The 23,776-nt window shown below is 70.6% G+C and carries 18 protein-coding genes; 4 read left to right on the forward strand and 14 right to left on the reverse strand.

Annotated features, from left to right (window positions below; all coding sequences use genetic code 11):
- Positions 1 to 38: 38 nt before the first annotated feature.
- Positions 39 to 3,362: a S8 family serine peptidase gene (locus ACIQ7Q_RS13475; protein ID WP_403859858.1), complete on the reverse strand. Its 3,324-nt coding sequence runs from the start codon at positions 3,360 to 3,362 to the stop codon at positions 39 to 41.
- Between the two features lie 337 nt (positions 3,363 to 3,699).
- Between ACIQ7Q_RS13475 and ACIQ7Q_RS13480 the strand changes: the two genes are divergently transcribed.
- The gene (locus ACIQ7Q_RS13480) at positions 3,700 to 4,167 is read left to right on the forward strand and encodes an NUDIX hydrolase (RefSeq protein WP_403859861.1); all 468 of its coding nucleotides are present in this window, start codon (positions 3,700 to 3,702) and stop codon (positions 4,165 to 4,167) included.
- Here the strand turns inward: ACIQ7Q_RS13480 and ACIQ7Q_RS13485 are convergent.
- Together ACIQ7Q_RS13485 and pepN are read right to left on the reverse strand one after the other, a co-directional pair.
- Positions 4,143 to 5,168: a hypothetical protein gene (locus tag ACIQ7Q_RS13485; protein ID WP_403859864.1), complete on the reverse strand. Its 1,026-nt coding sequence runs from the start codon at positions 5,166 to 5,168 to the stop codon at positions 4,143 to 4,145. The genes ACIQ7Q_RS13480 and ACIQ7Q_RS13485 overlap by 25 nt on opposite strands.
- A 497-nt stretch (positions 5,169 to 5,665) precedes the next feature.
- Entirely contained in the window at positions 5,666 to 8,257 is a 2,592-nt protein-coding gene (gene pepN, locus ACIQ7Q_RS13490; protein ID WP_403859866.1) for an aminopeptidase N, read from the reverse strand.
- A gap of 120 nt (positions 8,258 to 8,377) precedes the next feature.
- On the opposite strand from pepN, the gene ACIQ7Q_RS13495 reads away from it, so the two are divergent.
- Positions 8,378 to 9,016: a DsbA family protein gene (locus ACIQ7Q_RS13495; protein ID WP_403859869.1), complete on the forward strand. Its 639-nt coding sequence runs from the start codon at positions 8,378 to 8,380 to the stop codon at positions 9,014 to 9,016.
- 123 nt (positions 9,017 to 9,139) lie between these two features.
- Here the strand turns inward: ACIQ7Q_RS13495 and ACIQ7Q_RS13500 are convergent, their stop codons facing one another.
- The 9 genes from ACIQ7Q_RS13500 to ACIQ7Q_RS13540 form a co-directional block, all read right to left on the reverse strand.
- On the reverse strand, positions 9,140 to 9,775 hold the full coding sequence (locus ACIQ7Q_RS13500; RefSeq protein ID WP_403859872.1) for a superoxide dismutase: 636 nt from the start codon (positions 9,773 to 9,775) through the stop codon (positions 9,140 to 9,142).
- A 217-nt stretch (positions 9,776 to 9,992) separates the two neighbouring features.
- Positions 9,993 to 11,399: an FGGY family carbohydrate kinase gene (locus ACIQ7Q_RS13505; protein WP_403859875.1), complete on the reverse strand. Its 1,407-nt coding sequence runs from the start codon at positions 11,397 to 11,399 to the stop codon at positions 9,993 to 9,995.
- A gap of 68 nt (positions 11,400 to 11,467) precedes the next feature.
- Entirely contained in the window at positions 11,468 to 12,481 is a 1,014-nt protein-coding gene (locus ACIQ7Q_RS13510) for a 2-hydroxyacid dehydrogenase (RefSeq protein ID WP_403859878.1), read from the reverse strand.
- Positions 12,478 to 13,551 carry an ABC transporter ATP-binding protein gene (locus ACIQ7Q_RS13515; protein WP_403859881.1) on the reverse strand — a complete coding sequence of 358 codons (1,074 nt, stop codon included), beginning with the start codon at positions 13,549 to 13,551 and terminating at the stop codon, positions 12,478 to 12,480. Before ACIQ7Q_RS13515 ends, ACIQ7Q_RS13510 begins: the two co-directional genes overlap by 4 nt.
- On the reverse strand, positions 13,548 to 14,345 hold the full coding sequence (locus ACIQ7Q_RS13520) for a DeoR/GlpR family DNA-binding transcription regulator (protein WP_403859884.1): 798 nt from the start codon (positions 14,343 to 14,345) through the stop codon (positions 13,548 to 13,550). Before ACIQ7Q_RS13520 ends, ACIQ7Q_RS13515 begins: the two co-directional genes overlap by 4 nt.
- Positions 14,342 to 15,472 carry an ABC transporter ATP-binding protein gene (locus ACIQ7Q_RS13525; protein ID WP_403859887.1) on the reverse strand — a complete coding sequence of 377 codons (1,131 nt, stop codon included), beginning with the start codon at positions 15,470 to 15,472 and terminating at the stop codon, positions 14,342 to 14,344. The genes ACIQ7Q_RS13520 and ACIQ7Q_RS13525 overlap by 4 nt, the downstream gene beginning before the upstream one ends.
- On the reverse strand, positions 15,469 to 16,320 hold the full coding sequence (locus ACIQ7Q_RS13530) for a carbohydrate ABC transporter permease (RefSeq protein ID WP_403859890.1): 852 nt from the start codon (positions 16,318 to 16,320) through the stop codon (positions 15,469 to 15,471). The genes ACIQ7Q_RS13525 and ACIQ7Q_RS13530 overlap by 4 nt, the downstream gene beginning before the upstream one ends.
- Positions 16,317 to 17,273 (reverse strand): carbohydrate ABC transporter permease, encoded by a 957-nt coding sequence (locus ACIQ7Q_RS13535; protein WP_403859893.1) that lies wholly within the window; start codon positions 17,271 to 17,273, stop codon positions 16,317 to 16,319. Before ACIQ7Q_RS13535 ends, ACIQ7Q_RS13530 begins: the two co-directional genes overlap by 4 nt.
- Before the next feature lie 3 nt (positions 17,274 to 17,276).
- Positions 17,277 to 18,698: an ABC transporter substrate-binding protein gene (locus ACIQ7Q_RS13540; protein ID WP_403859896.1), complete on the reverse strand. Its 1,422-nt coding sequence runs from the start codon at positions 18,696 to 18,698 to the stop codon at positions 17,277 to 17,279.
- Positions 18,699 to 18,865: 167 nt separating this feature from the next.
- On the opposite strand from ACIQ7Q_RS13540, the gene ACIQ7Q_RS13545 reads away from it, so the two are divergent.
- Complete coding sequence (locus ACIQ7Q_RS13545; RefSeq protein WP_403859899.1) at positions 18,866 to 20,239, forward strand: FGGY-family carbohydrate kinase; 1,374 nt, start codon at positions 18,866 to 18,868, stop codon at positions 20,237 to 20,239.
- Positions 20,236 to 20,847 (forward strand): histidine phosphatase family protein, encoded by a 612-nt coding sequence (locus ACIQ7Q_RS13550; RefSeq protein ID WP_403859902.1) that lies wholly within the window; start codon positions 20,236 to 20,238, stop codon positions 20,845 to 20,847. The genes ACIQ7Q_RS13545 and ACIQ7Q_RS13550 overlap by 4 nt, the downstream gene beginning before the upstream one ends.
- Here ACIQ7Q_RS13550 and ACIQ7Q_RS13555 read toward each other — a convergent pair.
- Complete coding sequence (locus ACIQ7Q_RS13555) at positions 20,831 to 22,255, reverse strand: amino acid permease (RefSeq protein WP_403860557.1); 1,425 nt, start codon at positions 22,253 to 22,255, stop codon at positions 20,831 to 20,833. The genes ACIQ7Q_RS13550 and ACIQ7Q_RS13555 overlap by 17 nt on opposite strands.
- Before the next feature lie 123 nt (positions 22,256 to 22,378).
- Complete coding sequence (locus ACIQ7Q_RS13560) at positions 22,379 to 23,776, reverse strand: amino acid permease (RefSeq protein WP_403859905.1); 1,398 nt, start codon at positions 23,774 to 23,776, stop codon at positions 22,379 to 22,381.

Consider the following 23,776-nt stretch of genomic DNA (forward strand, 5'->3'; position numbering starts at 1 on the left):
GAAGAGCGCCCGCCCCGCCGTCCTACTGCCTTCTACGGCTACTCGGTGACCTTGGCGATCACCACGCTGCCGGCGCCCGCGACCGTGCCGCGTGCGTTCAGCAGCTGGACCTCACCGAAGAACTGACGTCCCTCGGGAGCCGCACCGGCCACCACGACCTCGGCGCCGACCTGCGCCGACGCCCCGTTGTCGAGCGTGACCGGCTTGCCGGAGTCGACCTTCAGCGAGCCGAGCGCCGGGGAGAAGAACACATCGCGGTAGTCGTACTCGGTGGTGCCGGCCGGGACCGAGTAGCCGTCGACCACGATGGTGTAGGTGCCGGCGGCCGGCTTGACGAGGCTCACGGCCTCCTCGGAGTCGCCGTCCGCGGCCTGGCCGACCTGCACGCCGTCCTTGAGGACCGTGAGGTCCAGGTCGGCGCCGTTGTCGGAGGGTGAACCGATGGCGACGTCGAGTCGCTCCACGCCCTCACCGATGGTGACCGTGGACCGCTGCTGCTCGCCGTCCTTGATCGACGGGCGGGCGACCTTCGCCGAGCCCAGGGAGCCGCCGGCCAGCTTGCCGTCGATGGCGGCGAAGGCGTTGGTGACGTTCCACTCGACGGGGGTCGGCGTGCCGATCTTCGCCTCGGGAAGTGTCCTGACCGCCGGGTCGAAGTCGGCGCCCAGCACCGTCACGTCCAGCTCGAACGGGTTGTCGAGCAGCGGAGACGTACGGCGGGACTCGACCTCGATCTCCCAGACGCCCGGCGCCGGCTCCGGGTAGGAGCGCACGTCGGGACGGCAGGTGTTGGCCGGGTTGTCGTAGTTCGGGTAGCAGTTGATCGTCGAGCTGTCGTCGACCGGCAGACCGTACGGGTGGATGCCGATGAACCGGGTCTGGCTGCCCTTGTCCAGCCCGCCGAGCGCGACCTCGAGGTTCTTGGCGCCCTCGGGGACGGTGACGAAGTACGACTTGTGGCTGTTGCGCTGCACCGTGTCGGACGTGGAGACCGTGAAGCCGGGCTTCGCGAGAGCGTCGGAGACGACCACGGTGGCCAGGATCTGCTTGTCCACGCCCACTGTGCGCCGGTCATCGGCCTCGAGAATGGCGCTGTGCACGCCGGCCGTCTTGGGCCGTGCCTGGACGGTGACGGTGACCGGCTGGTTCAGCGGGAGCCGGACCTTGGAACCGCCGAGGAGGCGGAAAGTGCCGTCGTTGTTCTTCCAGCGCAGTTTGTGCTCGACCGCCCTGTCCGGGCCGGTCGTGCGGGTGACGGTGACGTCGTAGGTCCGGCTCTTGCCGGCCTGCAGGCCGCCCTCGCGGTCGTACAGGCCGGTGCCGAAGCCCGGCGTCTTCAGCGCGAAATCTATGGCCGTGTCGACCGGCGCCTTGACGCTGTACTCGTGGGCGTCGGCGCCGTGCGTGATCGCCTTCCACGCGTCCACGACGTTGATCAGGCCCGCGCCCTGCTCGTGCGCCTTCACACCGCTGATGTGGTGAGCGGTGCTGGTCAGCGCGGTGCGCAGCTTCGCCGGGGTGAGCTCGATGTCACGCTGCTTGGCCGCGGAGAGCAGCAGCGCGGCAGCACCAGCGGCCTGCGGCGAGGACATCGAGGTGCCCTGCATCATCGAGTAGCCGGCGGGCAGCGCGTAGCCGGCCTCCTTGACCGGGCCGCCCGGCGACCAGGTCTGGGTGGTGTTGACGGCGGCGCCGGGCGCGGTGAGGGTCGGCGTGAAGCCGCCGTCCTCACGCGGACCGCGGGAGGAGAAGGGCAGCATCGCGTACTTCTTCTCGACACCGGAGCCGTAGTTGGACGCCCAGGTCTCCCTGGAGATGGACGCGCCGACCGAGATCACCTTGTCGGCGACTGCCGGGTCGCCGAGCGTGTTGGTGCCCGGCCCCTCGTTGCCGGCCGAGATGACAAGCTGGACGCCGTAGGTGTCGATGAGCCGGTTGTAGAGCTCGGCACGCGCGTTGTTGCCGTCGTTCAGCGGGGGCAGACCGCCGATGGACATGTTGACGATGTCCACGCCGCGGTTGATGACCAGGTCGGCCATGCCCTCGGTGAGCGCGATGTTGGTGCAGCCGCCGCTCCAGGTGCAGGCACGCGAGGAGACGATCTTGGCACCGGGGGCGGCGCCGTTCATCCGGCCGCCGAAGAGGCTGTTGGCGGCGGTGATGCCGGCCACGTGGGTGCCGTGCGAGCCCTCGATGACGCCGATGCTGACGTAGTCGGCCGTGGCGCCCGCCGCGTTGTACACGACGTCCTTGCGGACCTCGATGACGAACGGGATGCGCTCGACGACGTCGGTCGCCGGGTTGTCCTTGCCGAAGTAGCCGACCTGGAAGCCGTTCTTGTACGGCTTCATCAGGGTGTCGTTGCGGAAGTCGGCGTCGTTGTCCAGATCGACGCGCGCGGTCCGGGTGCCCTCGTCGTAGAGCACGCCCCAGACGTCGGTGGTGTCGCCGTCCCGGTTGAGGTCGCCCGCCATGTCGCCGCCCTTGGTGGCGGACTCCTTGAACAGGCTGAACCGGTGCGCGCCGGCCGGGGCGGAGTACGTGCGGCCGCCCGACACGAAGGTCGGACCGCTGACGGCCGTGTTCATCCGCAGCCAGGTGCCGTCGCCGTCCGCGACGGGGTCCGTGGCCGTGACCCAGTCGACGATCTTGCGCTCGCCGGTGGTGGTCTTCTGCAGCGCCGGGTGGGCGACGTCCACGCCGGAGTCGAGAACGCCGATGGTCACCCCGCGGCCGTCCGCCGTGGGGTTCTTCTTGACGAAGTCGACCGCGCCGGTCTCGAAGGACGGGTTGTACGGGTTCTTCGCCGGCGTGTGCTTGCCGGGCGCGGGGTACTGCTCGACCTGGGCCTGAGCGGTGCCCGCGGCGCGGGTGGTGTCACCGGCAGGCGTCGGGTCGTCGAGCTCGACCTCGTGCTTCAGATCGATGCCGTGGACGCTGGAGAGCTTGGCCGCCGCCTTGAGCGCGGCTTCGGCCTTCTCAGTGGGAAGGGTGGCCCGCACATAGCCGAGCTCGTCGAAGGTCCTGCCGACGACCGAGCCCTTCACGGCGTCCAGCTGGTCCGCGACCTGCTCGGTCGCGCCGGGCGCCGTGGCCACCATGACGGTGACGGTCTTCTCGCCCGTGGCCTCCGCCTCGGCGAGCAGTTCGGCGTCGGCCGAACCCAGCTTGTCAGCGGGCGCCTTGGCAGCCTTGACTTCCGTGCTTCCCGCCGGGTCGTCGGCGGGGGTCGCCGCGACGACTGGAGCGACGCCGGCGGCGACGAGTGCGGCCACCATGGAGGCGGCTGCCGCGACGCGCGCCACGCGTCTGTGACCGGGCGTCGAGCGTCCTGTTGTGGAGCTCTCGGTTTCGGGGGTCATCACTATCCCTGTTTGTGAAAGAGAGGGTCCGGAATACGGTGCCGGATGACCGCTCAGCCTTTCGTAAATGACAGGGGTTTGTGGAGGGTTGATTAAGTCGTGATGCACTCATGGCGTACATCCGCCACCGCGCGACTTGCGCCATGCGGCACGAATGGGTGCGTTTCACCCGGCCGGCCGCGTCGGCCGTCTCAGCCGTACCGGTCGTCTCACTCTTCTCATTCGCCTCAACTGCCTCAGTGACCTCGCCGGTCTCAGAGGTGCCTACGAGTGGCTTCGAGTGGCTCCGGGTTGCCGCTCGCCTGCACCGGAGAAGCCTCGTCGGTAACCTCACCGAATGAACAAGGAGTTGAGGGTCGCGGCGTACGCCGTGTGCATACAGGATGAACAGGTCCTGCTGGCCCGCTGGGTCGCGCGCGACGGCGCGAAGAAGTGGACGCTGCCGGGCGGCGGCATGGACCACGGCGAGGATCCCCTCGACACCGTCGTCCGCGAGGTCGAGGAAGAGACCGGCTACCTCGCCGAAATGACCGCGCTGCTCGGTCTCGACTCGGTACGCCGCCGCTACCCGCGCAAACTCGGCTCGTTCGCGGACTTCCAGGCGCTGCGCATCGTCTATGAGGGCCGGATCACCGGCGGCGAACTGCGCAACGAGACCAACGGCTCCACGGACCTGGCAGCCTGGCACCCGCTCGACGCGGTACCGGGACTCGACCGGGTCGAACTCGTCGACATCGGCCTGGAACTGTGGAGCTCCAGGCCCGTGCTCGGGCGGGCCGCTCAGCGGGGCAGCACCACCACGTAGGCGGCCGGCTCACGGTCCGCCGCGGCCATCAGGGCCGTACGCACCACGGTCGCCTGCTGCTCGGGCGCCTCGCGCAGCTTGCGGGGCGTCAGATGCACGACGGTGATGCCGAGGCGCTCGAGATGCTCCCGCTTGCGGGCGTACTGCGTCCACTCGGCGTCCTCGTCCTGACGGGGCGCCCGGGTGTCCAGCTCCACGGCGACGGCCTGCTCCGGCCAGTACGCGTCCACGCCGCCGAGGTGAGGGCCGCCGGGCATCCGCAGATCCACGTTCCACAGGGGGTCGGGGAGCCCGCCGTCCCGCACCAGGTCGTACAGCCGCCCCTCGGCCAGCGCCCGGCCCTCCGCGAGCAGATCGTCGACGGCGCTCACGACGTGCGGCCGGTCCAGCAGCCGGGCGTCGTTCAGCTCGCGGACCAGAGCGGCCGGTTCGCAGTGGTCGCCCCGCACCGCCTCCGTCAGCAGCCGGCCGATCAGCTGCGGGTCGTCGAGCTGCGCCACGGCGTCGGCGACCGCACGGGGCGCCGGGGCGACGGGCACGCCGGTGATCTCCTGCGCCCGCGGCAGCGCGTGCCCCCGCACCAGCCGGGCGCACCCAGCCGACCGCAGCCGCCTGGTCCGTGGCACAAGGACGTCGATCAGCTCGAGCGCCATCAGTGGCGGCGCGGCGGAGAATCCGTGCAGCGCGAGGGCGGCGAGCCCGGTGATCATGGCTTCGCCGTACGGCGCGGACTCCTGCCGCGGGGCCGGCAGCACGGGGCGGCCGGCGTACAGGAGGGCGGCGTGCAGCCGCTCCTCGCTGGTGGGCGGGCCCGAGTGCAGGAGGTACACCCCCGGCAGCAGCAACTGCCAGGCCCCGCCTGGCCTGCACTGCTCCGCGACCCGCGCGGGCGCGACGCCCTGCGTCCGCAACTGTGCACCGGACACGACCCGGCGGCGGACGTCGGCGAGCCGGACGAGGGGGAGGGGGGAGGGGGAGAGGGGAGTGTTGCGCTGTGTCATGCGAAGGGGATGCCCGCGGGGCGGGACCGGGCTAACCGCTGTTACAAGCCTGTCGTCATTTCAGGACAAGCCTGCACTAAAGTACGCACGTTCGACTGCCGATCAGGACCCCTGCGTCGGGCCCGCTCGTGGGCCCGTCTCGTGCTCCGCGCGCTGGTGCCCCGAGGGGGCTGAACTCAGGTTCGCGAAACGGCCCGCCGACGGGGCCAACTCAAGCCCCGCTGGGGCTGCTTCCCACGGCCGCCGGGCCGTAGGGGGAGATCGAGGCGCGGGGGTTCGGGGCGGGGCCCTGGCAGGATCGGCCGGTCAGGCTCCCGCTGGGGCGGCCGGGGGCGGCCGGGGGCGTTCGGCCCCCACGACTGCCGACGCCGGCGGGGACAGCTCAAGGCCCGCCGGCAACGGAGGCGCCGGCATTCGGTGGCAGAGCCCCGACAGGACCGGCCGCGCCCGCTCGGGCAGCCGCGGGTCCCGGGGGCGGCGCCCCGGGACCCGAAACGTCATCGCGCGTCGCGCTCCTGCGCGCGAGCCGCCCTCGCGAGGTCGTCGCGGGACTCCGCGACCAGCCGCCGCAGCGCCGGCGCCGCCGCCTCGTGCGCGGCCAGCCAGGCGTCCGTCGCGGCGAGCGCCGAGGACGGGTCCTGAAGCGACGGGTACAGGCCCCGCACCACGTCCATACCGATCTGGATGGACCGCTCCGACCACACCCGTTCGATCGCCTCGAAGTACTTCGGCGCGTAAGGGGCCACCAACTCCCGCTGCGACGGCTGCACGAAGCCCGAGATCGTCGCCTCGACCAGCGCGTTGGACAGGGCGTCCGACTCGACGACCGCCGCCCACGCCTGGTCCTTGACCGCCGCCGACGGGCGGGAGGCCAGGCACCGCACCTCGTGCCGCTTGCCGGACGCGGTGTCGTCCCGTGCCAGTTCCGCCGCGATCGCTGACTCGTCGGCCACCCCGTGCGCGGCGAGCGGCTCCAGGAACGACCAGCGCAGCTCTTGGTCGACGTCCAGGCCGTCGATCTTCGCCGTGCCGTCGAGCAGCCCCGTCAGCAGCTCGAAGTCCGTGTCGGACGCGGCGACCGACGCGAAGAAGCGGGCCCACGTCAGCTGGTGCTGGCTGCCCGGCTCCGCGGCCCGGAGTTCGCGCAGGGCCCCGGCGGCCAGCAGCCGGCCGCCTTCCTCGCGCCAGGCGGGGGCCGCGTAGTGGACGAGCGCCGACCGGGTCCACGTGTGCAACATCTGCAGCACACCGATGTCGGATTCGCGTCCGGCGAACCGCAGTACCAGGCCGATGAAGTCCCGCGCCGGCATCAGCGCGTCCCGTGTGAGGTTCCACAGCGCCGACCAGCAGAGCGCCCGCGCCAGGGGGTCCGTGACGGACCCGAGCGACGACCGCAGCGTCTCCAGCGACGCCTCGTCGAAGCGGATCTTGCAGTAGGTGAGGTCCTCGTCGTTGACCAGGACCAGGCCCGGCCGCTCGGCGCCGGCCAGCTCGGACACGACGGTCCGCGCCCCCGTGACGTCCACCTCGGCGCGCGCGTACCGCACGAGCTCCGAGCCCTCGGTCCGGTACAGGCCGACGGCGATCCGGTGCGGCCGCAGGGTGTCGCCGTCCTGGAGCACGGCCAGTTCCGCGAGCCGGCCGTCGTCGCCGTACGAGACCTCCGGTGTCAGCGAGTTGACGCCCGACGTCTCGAGCCAGGACCGCGACCAGGTCTTCATGTCCCGCCCGGAGGTCTCCTCCAGCACGGACAGCAGGTCGCCGAGCCGGGTGTTGCCGTACGCGTGCCTCTTGAAGTAGCGCCGCGCGCCTTCCAGGAACGCGTCCCGACCCACGTACCCCACCAGCTGCTTCAGCACCGAGGCGCCCTTGGCGTAGGTGATGCCGTCGAAGTTGAGCTTGGCGTCCTCCAGGTCACGGATGTCGGCCGTGATGGGGTGGGTGGACGGCAGCTGGTCGGCGCGGTACGCCCACGCCTTGCGGTTGTTGGCGAAGGTGACCCATCCATTGGTGAAGCGCGTCGCCTCCACCAGCGAGAGGGAGCCCATGAAGTCGGCGAAGGACTCCTTCAGCCACAGGTCGTCCCACCACTGCATGGTGACCAGGTCGCCGAACCACATGTGCGCCATCTCGTGCAGGATGACGTTGGCCCTGCGCTCGTACGACGCCTGCGTCACCTTGCCGCGGAAGACGAGCTCCTCGCGGAAGGTCACACAACCCGGGTTCTCCATCGCGCCGATGTTGTACTCGGGCACGAACGCCTGGTCGTACTTGCCGAACGGGTACGGGTAGTCGAAGTGCTCGTGGAAGAAGTCCAGACCCTGCTTGGTGACGAGGAAGATGTCGTCCGCGTCGAAGTGCCTGGCCAGCCCCTTGCGGCACATCGCGCCGAGCGGGATCCGCAGCGTCGTCCCTCCCCCAGAGCCTTCGGCCTGGGAGGTACCCCCGGGCAGCTCGCGCTCGTACACGTCGGTGACGTAGTGGTACGGCCCGGCGACGACCGCCGTGATGTACGTCGAGATCGGCGCGGTCTCCGCGAAGCGCCACACCCCGTCCTCGGTGCGCGCCCCCTCGCGGTTGCTCCAGACCGTCCAGCCCTCCGGGGCCGTCACCTCGAAGCGGAACGGTGCCTTCAGGTCGGGCTGCTCGAAGTTGGCGAAGACCCGGCGCGCGTCGGCCGGCTCGTACTGGGTGTAGAGGTACACCTCGCCGTCCTCGGGATCGACGAAGCGGTGCAGGCCCTCGCCGGTGCGGCTGTACGCGCACTGGGCGTCCACGACCAGCACGTTCTCCGCGGACAGACCGTCGAGCGCGATCCGCGAACCGTCGAAGACGACGGCCGGGTCCAGCTCCTCGCCGTTGAGGGTGACGGCCGACACGGCAGGGGCCAGCAGGTCCACGAACGTCGACGCGCCGGGCTCGGACGTGCGGAAGCGGATCGTGGTCACCGATCGGAACGTGCGCGGCCCGGCCAGATCCTCGGGCTCCCCGACGGCGGAACGCACATCGAGGGCCACCTCGTACCCGTCGACGGACAGGAGTCCGGCCCGGGTGCGGGCCTCGTCGCGGGACAGATTCTCACCGGGCACAAGCACTCCTTCGTGTCTCGTTCGAACAGAGGCGATCCTCCCACGGGAATCGCGGGGACCGACGGCGGCGTTGCCTCCTACGAGGCGCGCAGGGCGCCGCACCCCTTCTTGAGGAGTGATATGTCGCACAACGGCAAGACGCCCGTCGACTTCTGGTTCGACCCGCTGTGCCCGTGGGCCTGGATGACCTCCCGCTGGATGCTCGAGGTCGAGAAGGTCCGCGACGTGGAGGTGCGCTGGCATGTGATGAGCCTCGCCGTGCTCAACGAGGACAAGCTGGACGAGCTCCCCGAGGAGTACCGCGACATGCTGGAGAACAGGGCGTGGGGCCCGGTGCGGGTCGTCGTCGCCGCCCAGCAGGAGCACGGCGACGAGGTGGTCGGCAAGCTCTACACCGCGCTCGGCACCCGCTTCCACAACGAGGGCCAGGGCCCCGTCCGCGAGGCCGTCGTCGCGGCGCTCAAGGACGTCGGCCTGCCCACCTCCCTCGCCGACTTCGCGGACAAGGGCACCTACGACGCCGAGCTGCGCGCCTCCCACAAGGAGGGCATCGAGAAGGTCGGCCAGGAGGTCGGCACACCGGTCATCGCCGTGCCCGGCGCCGACGGCGAGCAGATCGCCTTCTTCGGCCCGGTCGTCACTCCCGCCCCCAAGGGCGAGGAGGCGGCCAAGCTCTGGGACGGCACGCTGATGGTCGCGTCGATCCCCGGCTTCTACGAGATCAAGCGCACGCGTACCCAGGGGCCGATTTTCGACTGACCCGCCCGTGTGCGAAACCGAGTGCCCCCGCGAGTCATGTCCTCGCGGGGGCACTCCTTCTTCCGCCTGCCCGGTGAAGGTTGAGAAGACGATCACGAGCAGGACGTCTCCCGGATGTCGGGGTCAGGGGGCGATCAGTGGCGTGCGGTCCTTCGCCTCGGCGTAGCGCTTCGCCACGTCCTGCCAGTTCACGACCTGCCACATGGCGTCGATGAAGTCGACCTTCTGGTTCTTGTACTGGAGGTAGAAGGCGTGCTCCCAGGCGTCGAACACCAGGATCGGCACCGTGCCCTGGCCGACGTTGCCCTGGTGGTCGTAGACCTGCTCGACGATCAGCCGGCCGCTGACAGGCTCGTACGCCAGCACGCCCCAGCCGGAACCCTGCGTCGTGGCCGACGCCTTGGTCAGCTGGGCCTTGAACTTGGCGAACGAGCCGAACGACTCGGCGATGGCGTCCGCGAGGTCGCCCACGCCGTCCTTCTCCAGCGGCTCGCCGCCGCCTTCGCCGGTCATGTTGTGCCAGTAGATGCTGTGCAGGATGTGGCCGGAGAGATGGAACGCGAGGTTCTTCTCCAGTCCGTTGATCGAGCCCCAGGCTTCCTTGTCGCGCGCCTCCTCGAGCTGCTCGAGGGTGTCGTTGGCGCCCTTCACGTACGCGGCGTGGTGCTTGTCGTGGTGGAGCTCGATGATCTCCGGGTTGATGACCGGCTCGAGCGCCGCGTAGTCGTACGGAAGTTCAGGAAGCGTGTAGATGGCCATGGTCCGGTGGTCCCTCCGACTGCCAACTGCTTATTGCAAACCTTATGCAACTGCACATTAGCAGCAGAAGGTCCGAGGTTGATCAGGCGTTGGTCCTAGGTCCTGGCCTCGGCCCTACGCCCTGCCCAGGTGCTCACGGCGCGCGATCACCGCCAGGTCCGGGAAGTCGGTGACCACCGCGTCCACGCCGAGCCCGTACTGCAGTGCGTGTCAGGTGTCAGGTCAGGCGCGCCCGCGAGCGCGCCGTCGCCAGCCGGTCGAGGTGCTCCTCGTAGGCCTTGGCGTAGAACGCGGCCCGCTTGGGGTCCGGCGCGACCACGGCCGTGGGGGCCGTCCAGGCAGCGGCGTCCAGCTCGACCCCGTGCCGCCGGGCGGAGGCCAGCACCGCGCCGCGGGCGCCCACTTCGCCCTCCACGATGCGCAGTTCACGGCCGACGGCGTCGGCGAACAGTCGCATCCAGGCGGGGGAGCGGGTGCCGCCGCCGCAGATCGCGAGGGAACCGGTCAGGCCCGCCGCCTCAAGGCAGTGCCGGGCGGCGAAGGCGATGCCCTCGCAGGTCGCGCGGATCAGGTCGGCCTTGGTCGACTCAAGGCTGACGCCGGAGAGTTCGGCGCGCAGACGGGGTTCGACGAAGGGGGCCCGTTCGCCGGACGGGGCGAAGTACGGCAGCACCCGCACGCCGTGCGCCCCGGGCGGGGTTTCGGCCAGCAGCGCGTCGACGTCCGCGTGCCGTACGCCGGTGGTGGTGAGCACCCAGTCGAGGGCGGCCGTGCCCACCATGGCGGGCATCGCGCGCAGGAAGTGCTCCGGACGGTCGGTCGAGATGTAGAGGCCCGCGGGCTCGCCGTCCAGATCCACCTCACGGGTCGCGACGAGCGAGGCCAGGCAGGTGCCGACGATCAGCAGGCCGTCGCCGGGCTCGGCCACCCCCGCGCCGAGCGCGCAGGCGGGCAGGTCGTAGGGGCCGTTGGCGATCGGGGCCCCCGACGGCAGAGTGCCGGTGGCGAGCGGGTCGCTGACGGGGGCGAGCAGCGAGCGCCGGTGGGCGAGGCCGAGCGTGTCGACGACATCGTCCGCGTAGCGACGGGAATGCGGCTCGAGGAACGGCATCGACGCGTCGGAGACATCCGTGGCGCGGACGCCGGTCAGCCGCTGGAACACCATGTCCTTGCAGTACAGGGCGGTGGCGGCGGCATCCAGCGACTGCGGCTCGTGGCGCTCCAGCCAGGCCAGCACAGGGCCGGGACAACCGGGGAACATCGCGCTGCCGGTACGCCGGAAGACCGTCTCGAACACACCCGACGCGAGCCATTCGTCGACGAGTTCATGGGCGCGGCCGTCCATCCAGGAGATCGCCGGGCGTACGGGGCGGCCTTCGGCGTCGACCAGCCACACTCCGTCGCCCTGGCCGGTGAGCCCCACCAGTTCGACGGGGCGCCCGTCGGACGTCAGGGCGTTCAGGACCTCCTCGACCGCTCCGAACACCTCGTCCATGTCCTGCTCGACATGACCGCCGCGGATCTCCAGGCCCACCGGCCGTGACTCGACGGCCAGCGCCGCACCGGTGGTGTCGAAGGCCGCGGCCTTCACCATGGACGTGCCCACATCGATGCCGATGAACATGCCGCAGTTCTCCTCACGTCAAGCTCGCGTGCGGGCCCGGCCGGCCTCGGGGCCCGGCCGGGGTCGGTTCAGGTCAGGCAGTGCGCGAGCGGCTCTCCTCGCGCATAGCGCTCCACCTCCGCCGCTGCGATCGCCGCAGCCTTGTGGGCCACGGCCCTGCTCGCGCCGCCCAGATGCGGCGTGAGCACCAGGTTCGGTGTCTTCAGGAGCCGGGAACCGGGCGCCGGCGGCTCCTGCTCGTAGGTGTCCAGCGCGGCGGCCGCCAGCTGCCCGCTGTCCAGGGCGTCGCACAGGGCGTCGGTGCGTACCAGCCCGCCGCGCGCCGCGTTCACCAGCACGGAACCCTTCGGCATCAGCGCCAGTTCGCGGGCGCCGATCAGCCCGCGGGTCTCGGGTGTCAGCCGTGCGTGCAGCGTCACGACACGGGAGCGGGCCAGCAGCGCGTCCAGGGAGGCCGCGCGCATGCCGTGCACATCGCCGCGCACATACGGGTCGTACACCTCCACCTCCGCGCCGAACGCGGACAGCACCCGGGCGACCCGGCTGCCGACCGCGCCGTAGCCGATCAGCCCGACGGGGGTGTCCTCCAGCTCGGGTCCGCACCGGTCGTACGTGTAGTACGAGGCGTCCCACAGGCCCTGCCGGGCCAGGGAGTCGTGGGCATCCGGGATGCCGCGCAGGGCCGCCAGCATCAGGCCGATCGTGAACTCGGCGGTCGCCGCGGCATTGCGCCCCGGCGCGAAGCAGACGCGTACATCCCTGGCCTGCGCCGCCGAGAGGTTCACATTGACCGGCCCGCCGCGGCACACGGCGATCATCCGCAGGGCGGGCGCGGCGGCGAGCACCCGCTCGGTGAACGGTGCCATCTGGGTCACGCACACCTCGACGCCGTCGAGGGCCTCGATCAGCGTGTCCTCGGCGTCGCTCGCCTCGTCGACCTCGGCGACCTTGCCGAACGGCTCCAGCGGCCAGGGCAGGGAGAGCTCGGACAACTGCAGGGGCGTGTCGTCGAGCCTGCGGCGCAGGGCCTCGGCGATGAGCGTGTTGAGGACGAAGTGGTCACCGGCAGCAAGGACCTTCATTGCAGGGCGTCTCCCGTCTCGGCGTCGAAGACATGCGTGAGCCGGCGGTCGGCGGTCACATGGACGGCCGCGCCGCGTTCGAGGCGGACCTCGGGTCCGGTCTGCACCACGAGCGGCGGGTCCACACCCGCCAGGGCGAGCGTGGCGAGGCCCGCCTCCAGCAGCGGCTCATGGGCGCTGACGGTGGCCCGCACTCCGTCGTCCGTCAGACGCAGATCCTCGGGCCGCACGCCGAGCACCACGGAGCGGCCGGCCGGCAGCGGCCGTGGCAGCGGCATGCGCACCGCGTCGGAGAGCCGCAGCCTGTCCTCCTCGACGACGCCCGGCAGCAGGTTCATCGCCGGCTCGCCGACGAAGTCCGCGACGAACAGGTTCGCTGGCGCGTCGTAGATCTCCTGCGGGGTGCCCAGCTGCTGGATCACCCCGTCGTTCATCACCGCGATCCGGTCGGCCAACGACAACGCCTCCTCCTGGTCGTGGGTGACCAGGATCGTCGTGTGCCCCAGGTCTTTCTGGATCCGCTTGAGTTCGCGGCGGGTCGTGTCGCGCTGCCCGGCGTCCAGATGGGACAGCGGCTCGTCGAGCAGGAGCACGTCCGGCTCCCTGATCAGCGCCCGGGCCAGTGCGACCCGCTGCTTCTGTCCGCTGGAGAGCCCGGCGGGGCGGGCGGCCAGCAGAGCGGAGATGCCGATGCGTTCCGCCATGGCGGTCACCCGGCGCCCGATCTCGTCCCGACCGAAGCGGCGTCGCGCGGACAGGCCGAAGGCGAGGTTCTCCGCGACCGTCAGCGGCGGGTAGAGCGCGTAGTTCTCGAACGCGACCCCGATGTTGCGCCGCCTGGCGGGGAGGTGGACCACGGACGTGCCGCCCACACGGATGTCGCCGGCGGTGACCTGCTCGAGGCCCGCGATCATCCGCAGTGTCGTGGACTTGCCGCAGCCCGACGGGCCGAGCAGTCCCAGCAGTTCGCCGGAGCGCAGCCGCAGATCGATGCCGCGCACCGCGTCGACCGACGGCCGCCCTCTGGCGGCGTACGTCTTGCGCAGCTCGTGCAGGGCCAGTTCAGTCATGTCCGGTCACCGCCCACCTCGCACACCTGGTAGGGAACCTTGTGCTCGTCGAGCTCGCGCAGGGCGTCGGCCGGCGCGCCGCCGTCGACGAGCACCAGGTCGAACCGGGAGAGCGGGGCGAGCCGGTGCAGTGCCACCCGGCCCAGCTTGGAGTGGTCGAGGAGCAGTACGTTCTTCGCGGCCGAGTCGAGCATGGCGCGCTTCACGGACACGATGTGCTGCTCCTGGTGGTAGGCGAAGCCTCCGGAGACGGCGGAGGTGGAGGTGAAGCAGATGTCGACCTGCAGCGACTGGACGGCCTCCACGCAGGACACGCCGAGGAAGGACGAGTGCAGCGGGTCGTAGTCGCCGCCGAGCGCCATCAGATGGATGCCGCGTTCGGTGGAGAGCAGGGTCAGCGCCTCGAGGAAGTTGGTGACGACGGTCAGCGGGGTGATCGCGCCGAGCAGGCGGGCGATCTCCAGAGTGGAGGTCGAGTCGTCGAGCATCACGGCCATGCCGGGTTCGATGAGGGTGAGGGCGTGCGCGGCGACGGCCGCCTTCTCCTCGCGCATCGTCTTCAGCCGGTAGGCGACGTTCGACTCGAAGACGCCGGACGGCTGAGCGGTCACGCCGCCGCGGAACTTCCGTACGATACCCTGCCGTTCGAGCTCGTCCAGGTCGCGGTGGATGGTCATCAGACTGACGTCGAACCGTTCCGCGAGCTCGGCCGCGGTCCCCTCGCCCTGGGCGAGGACGTACTCGGCTATGGCCGCCTGGCGGGGAGCGGGGCCGCGCTGCGCTTGGGTGCTCATGAGATGTTTCCTTCGATCCTTCGTCCTGGTCCCTGCGGCCCGTCGGCCTCGAACAGCAGCAGGTTCTCAGGCCGTGCGGCCGGCCGGACAGGATCGTCGGGTCGCAGTCCCACGGCCTCGGACCGCGGCACGACGAGCGACACGTGCTGCGCGCCGACGCGCACGGTGACCTCGACGGCCCGGCCGAGCGTCTCGGTGACGTAGACGGTGCCGGTGAGCCGGAAGTCGGAGCCGGAGCCGTCGAGCGTGAGGTCACGCGGCCGTACGCCGAGCTGTACGGGGGTGCCGGGCGGTGCCGCCACCAGCGGCGCGCCCTCGCAGTCGCCGTCCACCGCCCGGAACCGTCCGTCGCCGCCCACCGTGCCCGGCAGCAGATTGATCCGCGGCCGGCCGAACGACCGGGCGACGAAGGTGTCGTGGGGCCGGTGCCAGATGTCCTCGCGTGTCCCGCTCTGCACGATCCGCCCGTCCCTGATCACCCCGATCCTGTCGCCGAGCGCCAGCGCCTCCACCGAGTCGTGGGTGACGTACAGGGTGGTCGTGCGCTGCACGGCGCCGATCGCCCTGAGCTCGGCGCGCATCGCCTGGCGCAGCTTGGCGTCCAGGTGGGAGAGCGGTTCGTCGAGCAGGAACGCCCGGGCGGGCCGGACCAGCACCCGGCCGAGGGCCACCCGCTGGCGCTGCCCGTTCGACAGTTCGCCCACCGGGCGGTCCAGCAGCGCGGCGATGCCGAGCAGTCCGGCGATCTCCCCGATCCGCTCGCGGGCCTGGGTCGCGGGCAGGCGGTGGCGCGGCGAGCGGAGCGGGGAGGCGAGATTGTCGTAGGCGGTCCGGTGCGGGTACAGGGCGTACGACTCGAAACACATTGCCACGCCCCGGTCGTACGGCTCGACGCCCGTCATGTCCTCGCCGTCGAGCTCGACCCGGCCGGCCGTGGGCTGCTCGAGACCCGCGACGGTCTTGAGGGTGGTCGTCTTGCCCGCGCCCGACGGGCCGAGCAGGCAGTAGAACTCGCCGGGCGCGACGTCGAGTTCGAGACCGTCCAGGGCTTTCGTACGCCCGTACGTCTTGCTGACGCCTCTCAGCGCGATCGCGGGCGGGGTCCCCGTCCCTGCGGATGCCGTCATGACTTCACCGCCCCGAAGGACAGCCCGCGCACCAGATAGCGCTGGATGGTGAGGGCGAGCAGCAGCGGCGGGACGACCGAGACGAGCGCGGCGGCGGCCGTCAGGTTGTACTTGGGGCGGTCGCCGCCGAGGAAGGACAGCGCTCCGACCGTCACGGTCTGCGCCTGTGACGAGGTGAGGATCAGCGGGAAGACGAAGTTGTTCCAGGCGAAGATGAACGCGAGCAGTGACACGGCCGCGATCCCCGGCTTCACCAGTGGTAGCGCCACCTTGAAGAACGCCTGCTTGCGGGTGTAGCCGTCGAGCAGCGCGGCCTGCTCCAGTTCGGGGGAGAGGTCGGAGAAGTAAGAGCGCATGATCCAGACGATCAGCGGCAGGGTGACCAGCTGGAGCACCCACACCATGCCGACGTACGTGTCGAAGAGCCCGAGCTGCTGATAGAGCACGAACAGCGGGATGATCACGGTGAGTTCGGGGGCGAAGCGGAACGAGAGCAGCGTGAACATCAGGTTCTCGGAGCCCTTGAAACGCCAGCGGGCGGCGGCGTACGCGGCAGGCAGCCCGATCGCCAGGGACAGCAGCACCGCGCCCAGCGACACCACGAGGCTGTTGACGAAGAACCGCACGAACGGCACGCCCTGGTCGTCGCCCGCCCCCAGCACCGTGCGGTACGAGTCGAGCGTCGGGGTGAAGGAGAAGTAGGTGCTGAACAGCTCTTCCGCCGGCTTCAGCGACAGGATCACCATCCAGGCGACCGGGAACAGCGCGAAGACGAAGTAGAGGATCAGCGCGCCGTCCGCGGCCACGGCGACGAGCCTGCGTTTCAGGGTTCCCCGATCGGTGCTCACTCGGTCACCTCCGCGGCGCGGCTGTTGATCCGGCCGAGATAGCGCACCAGCACCATGGCCGCGATGTAGACCACGGCCCACAGCACGATCGTGTAGCTGATGCCGAAGGAGTAGCGCTGGAAGCGGATCGCCTCCAGGTACGCGCGGATCTGCAGGACCACCGTCGAGTCGCCGGGACCGCCCTCGGTGAGCGCGTAGATGATGTCGAAGACCTTCAGCGAGTCCATGAACCGGAAGATCACCGCGACCAGGACGTACGGCCACAGCATCGGCAGGGTCAGCTTGCGGAAGGTGAACCACCAGGTGGCGCCGTCGACGGCGGCGGCCTCGAACGGAGAACTCGGCAGCGAGCGCAGCCCGGCGAGCGCCAGGATCGCCACGAACGGCGTGTACACCCAGGTGTCGACGGCGATCGAGGTCAGCAGCGCGCCGGTCGGGGTGTCCGTCCACTGCACCCCGCCGAGCCCGAAGGGCTTCAGCAGGTAGTTGATGACACCGACGGACGGCTGGAGCATCAGCTTCCACATGATCGCGGCGATGACGGGCGCGATCATCAGCGGCAGGATGAGGATCTTCTCCAGTACCCGGCCCACCAGGGTGGAGCGGTGCAGCAGCAGCGCCACCCCGACCCCGAGCACCGTCTCGACGGCCGCCGCGCCCACCGCGTACAGCAGGGTGACCCGCGCCGAGTCCCAGAAGGCGCTCTGGGCGAAGATCCGCCGGTAGTTCTCGAGGCCGACCACGTCGGGCACCGGCTTGCTCGCCGAGAAGTCGAAGACCGTGTAGTAGAGGCCGAGTCCGAACGGGTAGAGGATGCCGCCGGTCACCAGCAGCGCGGGCACGATCAGCAGATACGGACGCAGCGAGCGGCGCCAGCCGGGCACGCTGCGCGCCGCTCGCTTCACCTCCTCGCGCGAGGCCGCCCCGTGGCCGGTCTCCGACAGCGAGGACACCTGTCAGCCCACCTTCGACGCCAGGTCGCCGGCGAGGCCGTTCAGTACGGAGGCGGCGTTCTTGCCGCCGTAGATCTCCTGGAGGGCGGCGGCCCAGCTGGTCGTCGCGTCGAAGAACTGTTGCTGAGGAGTGAACTGGATCTTGGTCTGGTCCACGACCGTCTCGAAGGTCTCGATGAAGCCGGGGATCGCCTTCATCTTGTCCTTGTAGGCGGCGTCCTGACTGACCGACTGCCGCACCGGGTCGATGTGGTTGTACCGCACGGCGCCCTTGAGTAGATGCTCTTTGCCGGTTGCCCACTGCAGGAAGAGCCAGGCCGGCACCTTGTTCTTCGACTTGGCGTTCATGCCGAGCGACCAGATCCACATGTTGGTGGCGAGCGAACCGCCGGGGCCCTTCGGGCCGGGGTGAAAGGCGATCTTCCCGGAGGCGGGGGAGGCGCCCTTCACGGCCTGGAAGTAGGCGGCGGTGTCGGCGTCGAACAGCATCCCCGCCTTCTTGGCCCCGAGGTCGCTGGAGCACTGGTACCAGGTGTACGAGGTCCAGGACGGCGGGCCGCCCTTCTTGACCATCTCGGCCCAGTCCCGGGTGAAGGCGATCGCCTCCGGCGAGTTCATCGCGGGCTTCACCTTGCCGCCTTCGACCGTGAAGTCCTTGAGGCCGTTGCGGGCGTACATCGTCATGAAACCCGGGTGGATGGTGGCCCAGCTGCGCGACCCGCGCACCGCGACCCCGTACATCCCGTCGAAGCCCGCGCCCGGAGCCTTGCGCTTGATGGTCCCCGCCAGCTCGCGCAGTTCGTCGAACGATTCGGCGGGCTTCAGGCCGAGCTTGTCGAACACCTCGGTGTTGTAGGCGACGACATTGGTCTCCCAGCCCCACGGCAGCGCGTACTGTCCGCCCTGGCCGAGCGGGGCGCCGGCCTGCAGGGACCACTGGTCGGCCTGGAGCAGGTTGGGGAAGAAGTCTGCCTGGTCCCATTCGGCGCCGGTCGCGGACGCGTTGCGCATCCACGGCCCGAGGTCCTCCAGCCATCCGGGCGGGCCGTACTGCCACACCATGTACGCACCGAGCATGAAGACGTCGTAGGACGCGCGGCCGCTGGAGAGGTCGACGGTCAGCTTGTCGAAGTAGTTGTCCTCCGGGAAGACGTCGTACTCGACCTTGATGCCGGTCTTCTCGGTGAACGACTTGAGGTCCGCGATCAGCGCGTCCGTGTACGGGTGCTTGTTGAGCAGCGCCTTGACCGTCTTGCCGTCGGACCGCTTCCAGTCGAAGGACCCCGTGACGTCGTCGGCCGCCGAGCCGTCGCTCTTCTTCCTGTCCTCGCCGAATCCGGCACCGCACGCGGTGAGCAGCGGCGCCGCGGAAGCCGCAGCCGTCAGGGCGAGGAACCGCCGCCGGTCGTGTCCGCGCATGTCCATCCCGACCTCCGCAGTGTCTTCTGGGGCGCTCCCGGCCCCTGGCAGGGGAGCTTCAAACACGTTCAGCCGACTGGTTAACAGAGCTTGTAACAGCGCCAGTTGGGCGTCAATCCCTCGCGCAACGGAAATTCTCGGTGCACAGTGAGAACTTCACAGAAGGAGTCGGTATGTGGATGGGAATCGATCTCGGCACACAGGGCGCCCGCGCGGTGCTCGCCACCGACGACGGGGACGTCCTCGGCAGCGGGTCCGCCCCGCTGACCGGCAGACGCGACGGCGTGTGCCACGAACAGTCGCCGGAGGACTGGTGGGCCGCCGTCTGCGCCGCCACCCGCGAGGCCCTGCGCGACCGGCCGTGCCCTCGCGCCCTGGCCGTCTGCTCCACCTCGGGGACGGTGCTGCTCTGCGACGCCGCCGGCCGGCCCCTCACCCCGGCCCTGATGTACGACGACGGCCGCGCACCCGGGCGCGGCCCGGGCAAGGCGCAATGGCTCCTGCGGCGCTACGGCGCCGGGGAAGACGCCCGCGTCACCCACCAGGCCGACCTGATCGTCTCCCGGCTGGCCGGGCGCCCGCTGCCCACGGACTCGAGCCATGCCCTGAAGACCGGCTACGACCCCGAGTCCGGCGCCTTCGGCGACGGCGACCTGCCGGACGGGGTGCTGCCCGACGTGGTCCGTTCTGGCAGCGGCCTCGGCCAGGTGTGCCGGGCGGCAGAGGAGGAGACCGGCATCCCCGAGGGCACCCTGATCGTGGCGGGCATGACCGACGGCTGCGCCGCGCAGATCGCCTCCGGCTCGCTCGCCGTCGGCTCCTGGAACTCGGTCCTCGGCACCACGCTCGTCCTCAAGGGGGTCACCGCCGAGCCCCTGCGCGACCCCGCAGGGGTGGTGTACAACCACCTCTCGCCCGACGGCAGTTGGCTGCCGGGCGGAGCGTCCGGCGTCGGCGGCGGCGCGCTGCGCACCGCCTTCCCCGACGCGGACCCGGCCCGTCTCGACCTCCTCGCCCGGGCCCATGAGCCGGCGGGCGCGGTCGCCTATCCGCTGGCGTCGCGCGGCGAGCGCTTCCCGTTCCTCGCACCAGAAGCCGAGGCCTTCCTGCTCGGCAGCCCCGCGTCCGAGGCCGACCACTGGGCGTCCCTCCTGCAGGGCGTGGGCCTCGCCGAACGGCTCTGCCTGGACTACCTCGACCACCTCGGCGCGCCCCTGCACGGGCGGCTGACCTTCACCGGCGGGGCGGTGCGCAGCGACTACTGGACCCGGCTGCGCGCCGACATCCTGGGCCGAGCCGTGCACATCCCCCGCTCGGCGGAACCGGCGCTGGGCATGGCCGTCCTGGCGGCCTACGGGGCGGGCGCCGCCCCCACGCTGGCCGCGGCCGCCAAGCGGATGGTCCGGCTGGACCACGTGGTGACCCCGCGCCGCAGTCACCGCTTCACCGAGCCGTATCTGACGATGGTGAGTGAACTGGAGCGGCGCGGCTGGCTTCCCGAGCCGGTCGCCGCGCACGCCCGCGCCCGTACGGAGGAGATCTCGTGACCGCCACCCTGCTGCTCGCACGCCACGGCCGGACCGTCTGGCACGCGGAGAACCGCTACGCGGGCGTCAGCGACATCGCCCTGACCGACGAGGGACGACGCCAGGCCGAAGCCCTCGGCGCCTGGGCCGGCCGGTACCCGGTGGCCGCGATCTGGACGTCCACCGTCTCCCGCGCGATCGAGACCGCGGAACCCGCCTGCCGGGCCCTCGGCCTCCTGCCGCGGCGCGAGCACGAGCTGCGTGAATGCGACTTCGGGGTCGTCGAGGGGCGCACGCTGGCCGAGTTCGCGGCCGAGGACCCCAAGGCGGCCGAGGACTTCCGTACGGACCCCGTGGCCCACCCGTTCCCGGACGCGGAGGACCCCCGGGCCGCTGCGGCCCGGGGGTCCGGTGCACTGCGTCGTATTGCCGGCGCGCACGAGGGGGAGCGGGTGCTGGTGGTCGCCCACAACACCCTGCTGCGGCTGGTGCTGTGCGAGCTGCTGGGCATCCCGCTCCGCGACTACCGCAGGGTCTTCCCGCAGCTGCGCAACGTCGCGGTCACCGAGATCCGGCTGGCCGGCGACGGTGGGCCGGCCGCGCTGCTCGGACTCAATCTGCCGTGCTGACCTCAGCCGCGGCCCGGGACTCGCGCACCTTCTGGAGCGCGAAGCCGGCAACGGCCAGCAGCAGGGTCAGACCGCCGGTCCACACCAGCTGGACCCGGGTGCCCGGTTCCCGCGCCATCAGGACGAACACCGCGGCCATGCCCAGCAGCGCCACCCAGGTCAGACCGGGGTACAGCCACATCTTCACGACCAGCTTCTCGGGCGCCTCGCGCTCGGTGCGGCGGCGCAGCAGCAGCTGGGAGGCGGCGATGAAGATCCAGACGACCAGGATGATCGCGCCGATCGTGTTGAGCAGCCACTGGAAGATGTCGTTCGGCCGCCAGTAGCTGAGCAGTACGCACAGGAAGCCGAAGACGGAGGAGGACAGCACGGCGATGCGCGGCACGCCGCCGAAGATCCGTCCGAGCGCCTTCGGTCCCTGCCTGCGGGCCACCAGCGAGCAGGCCATGCGGGACGCGCCGTAGATGTTCGCGTTCATCGCGGAGAGCAGGGCGACGAAGACGACGACCTGGAGCACCGTGGCGGCGCCGGGGATGTCGAGGTGGTCGAGCGTGGTGACGTACGGGCCCTTGTCCGGGTTGGCGACGTCCGGGTCGTTCCACGGCACCAGCGTCACGATGACCGCCATCGAGCCGATGTAGAAGACGGCGATACGCCACATCGCGGTGCGCACCGCCTTGGCGACGCCCTGCACCGGGTGCTCGGACTCGGCGGCGGCGATGGTGACCGTCTCCAGACCGCCGTAGGCGAAGACGGAGGCGAGCAGTCCGACGACCAGTCCCTCCGTGCCGTTCGGCATGAAACCGCCGTCGCCCGTGAGGTTGGCGGTCCCAGGGGCCTCCGTGCCCGGCAGCACACCCACGATGGCGAGCACGCCGATGCCCAGGAAGACCACGATCGCGCCGACCTTGAGGGCGGCGAACCAGAACTCGAACTCGCCGAAGTTCTTCACCGCGGCCAGGTTCGTGCCGCAGAAGACCAGCATGAACAGCGCGACCCAGGCCCATTCCGGAGTCCCCGGCAGCCAGCCCGTCATGATCTTGGCGGCGCCGATGCCCTCGAGGCCGACCGCCACGCAGAGCAGGAACCAGAACGCCCAGCCTGCCGTGAAGCCCGCCCACGGGCCGATGGCCCGCTCCGCGTGCACGGAGAAGGAACCGGAGGCCGGGTTCGCCGCCGACATCTCGCCGAGCATGCGCATCACCAGCATGACGAGCAGACCGGAGATGGCGTAGGCGACGACGATCGAGGGGCCGGCCGCGGCGATGCCCGCGCCGGAGCCGACGAAGAGCCCGGCGCCGATGACACCTCCGAGGGCGATCATCGACAGATGGCGTTGTTTGAGCCCGTGCGTGAGCGTGGCGTCGGCCTGCTGGTCGACGGGCGCTGGCGCGGTGGTCCGAGACATGGGCATGCCCTGTTCATGAGCCGAGACGGGGGAGCGGCCCAGTCTGGTCACGTGACCGCTTACGTGGAACAGATGTCCGCTATACGGTCACGATGTTCACACAAGGTCAACAGCCGCACACAATCAGCCCACGACTCGGTGGCGCCGTGTACGCATCTCCCGCCCGGCCGAAACCAGGAGGACGAGGGCGGTCGCGCCACCCGACCACAGCACCTGCGGCCGGGCCTGGGCGTCCGTCAGCATCAGCACCAGAACGGCCGCCATCGCCACCAGAGCCGCCCAGGTCAGCCACGGGAACGCCCACATCCTGAGGGTCAGCAGCTCCGGTGCCTCCCTCTCGAGGCGTCGGCGCAGCCGCAGTTGGGCCACGGCGATGAAAGCCCACACGAACAGCAGCACCGCGCCGACCGAGTTGAGCATGTAGAGGAAGACGGAATCAGGCCAGCGCAGATTGAGCAGCACGGAGACGAAGCCGAACGCGACAGAGGCGAGCACCGCCCGGCGGGGCACGCCGCCGCCGGTGACCTTCAGCAGTCCCTTCGGCGCCTCACCGCGCTCCGCGAGCGAGAAGACCATGCGGGAGGAGCCGTACAGATTGGCGTTGAGCGCGGACAGCAGCGCCACGAAGATGACGATCTCCATGATCCGGCCGGCGCTCGGCACGCCGATCGAGTCCAGCACCGCGACATACGGGCTCAGGCCCGCCTTCTGCGCGGTCCACGGCAGCACGGTCACGATGACCAGCATCGAGCCCACATAGAAGAAGAGGATGCGGACCACCGCGCTGCGCACGGCGCGCCCGACCGCGTGGGCGGGGTCCTCGGTCTCCGCGGCGGCGATCGTGACGACCTCCAGGCCGCCGAAGGCGAAGACGACGACGAGCACGCCGGAGACCACCCCGGACCAGCCGTTCGGCAGGAAGCCGCCGTCGCCCGTCAGATGGGTCAGGCCGACCGGTTCCGTGTCGGGGAGCAGCCCGAAGATCGCAAGCGTTCCCAGCGCCAGGAAGAGGACGATCGCGCCGACCTTGAGGGCTGCGAACCAGAACTCGAACTCGCCGAAGTTCTTCACGGCCGCGAGGTTGGCGACGGTGAAGGCCACCATGAAGACCAGCACCCAGCCCCACTGGGGAACAGCAGGCACCCAGCCGTGCGCGATCCCCGCCGCCCCCGTGGCCTCCACCGCGAGCACGACCACCAGCAGGAACCAGTAGAGCCAGCCGACGCTGAACCCGGCCCAGCGGCCGAGCGCCCGCTCCGCGTGCACGGAAAAGGAGCCCGAGGCGGGCATCGCCGACGACATCTCGCCGAGCATCCGCATCACCAGCATCGCGATGGTGCCCGAGATCAGATACGACAGCACGATGCCGGGACCGGCGACGGAGATGCCCGCGCCGGACCCCACGAACAGTCCGGCACCGATCACCCCGCCGAGTCCCAGCATGGTCAGATGGCGCTGCTTGAGCCCGTGGCTCAGGGGTTCGGCCTCTGCGGCCAGCGGCGGGGGCGGTGCGTCGCGCAT

Source organism: Streptomyces sp. NPDC096176, assembly GCF_044763255.1.
In the GTDB taxonomy this organism is placed as follows: Bacteria; Actinomycetota; Actinomycetes; order Streptomycetales; family Streptomycetaceae; genus Streptomyces.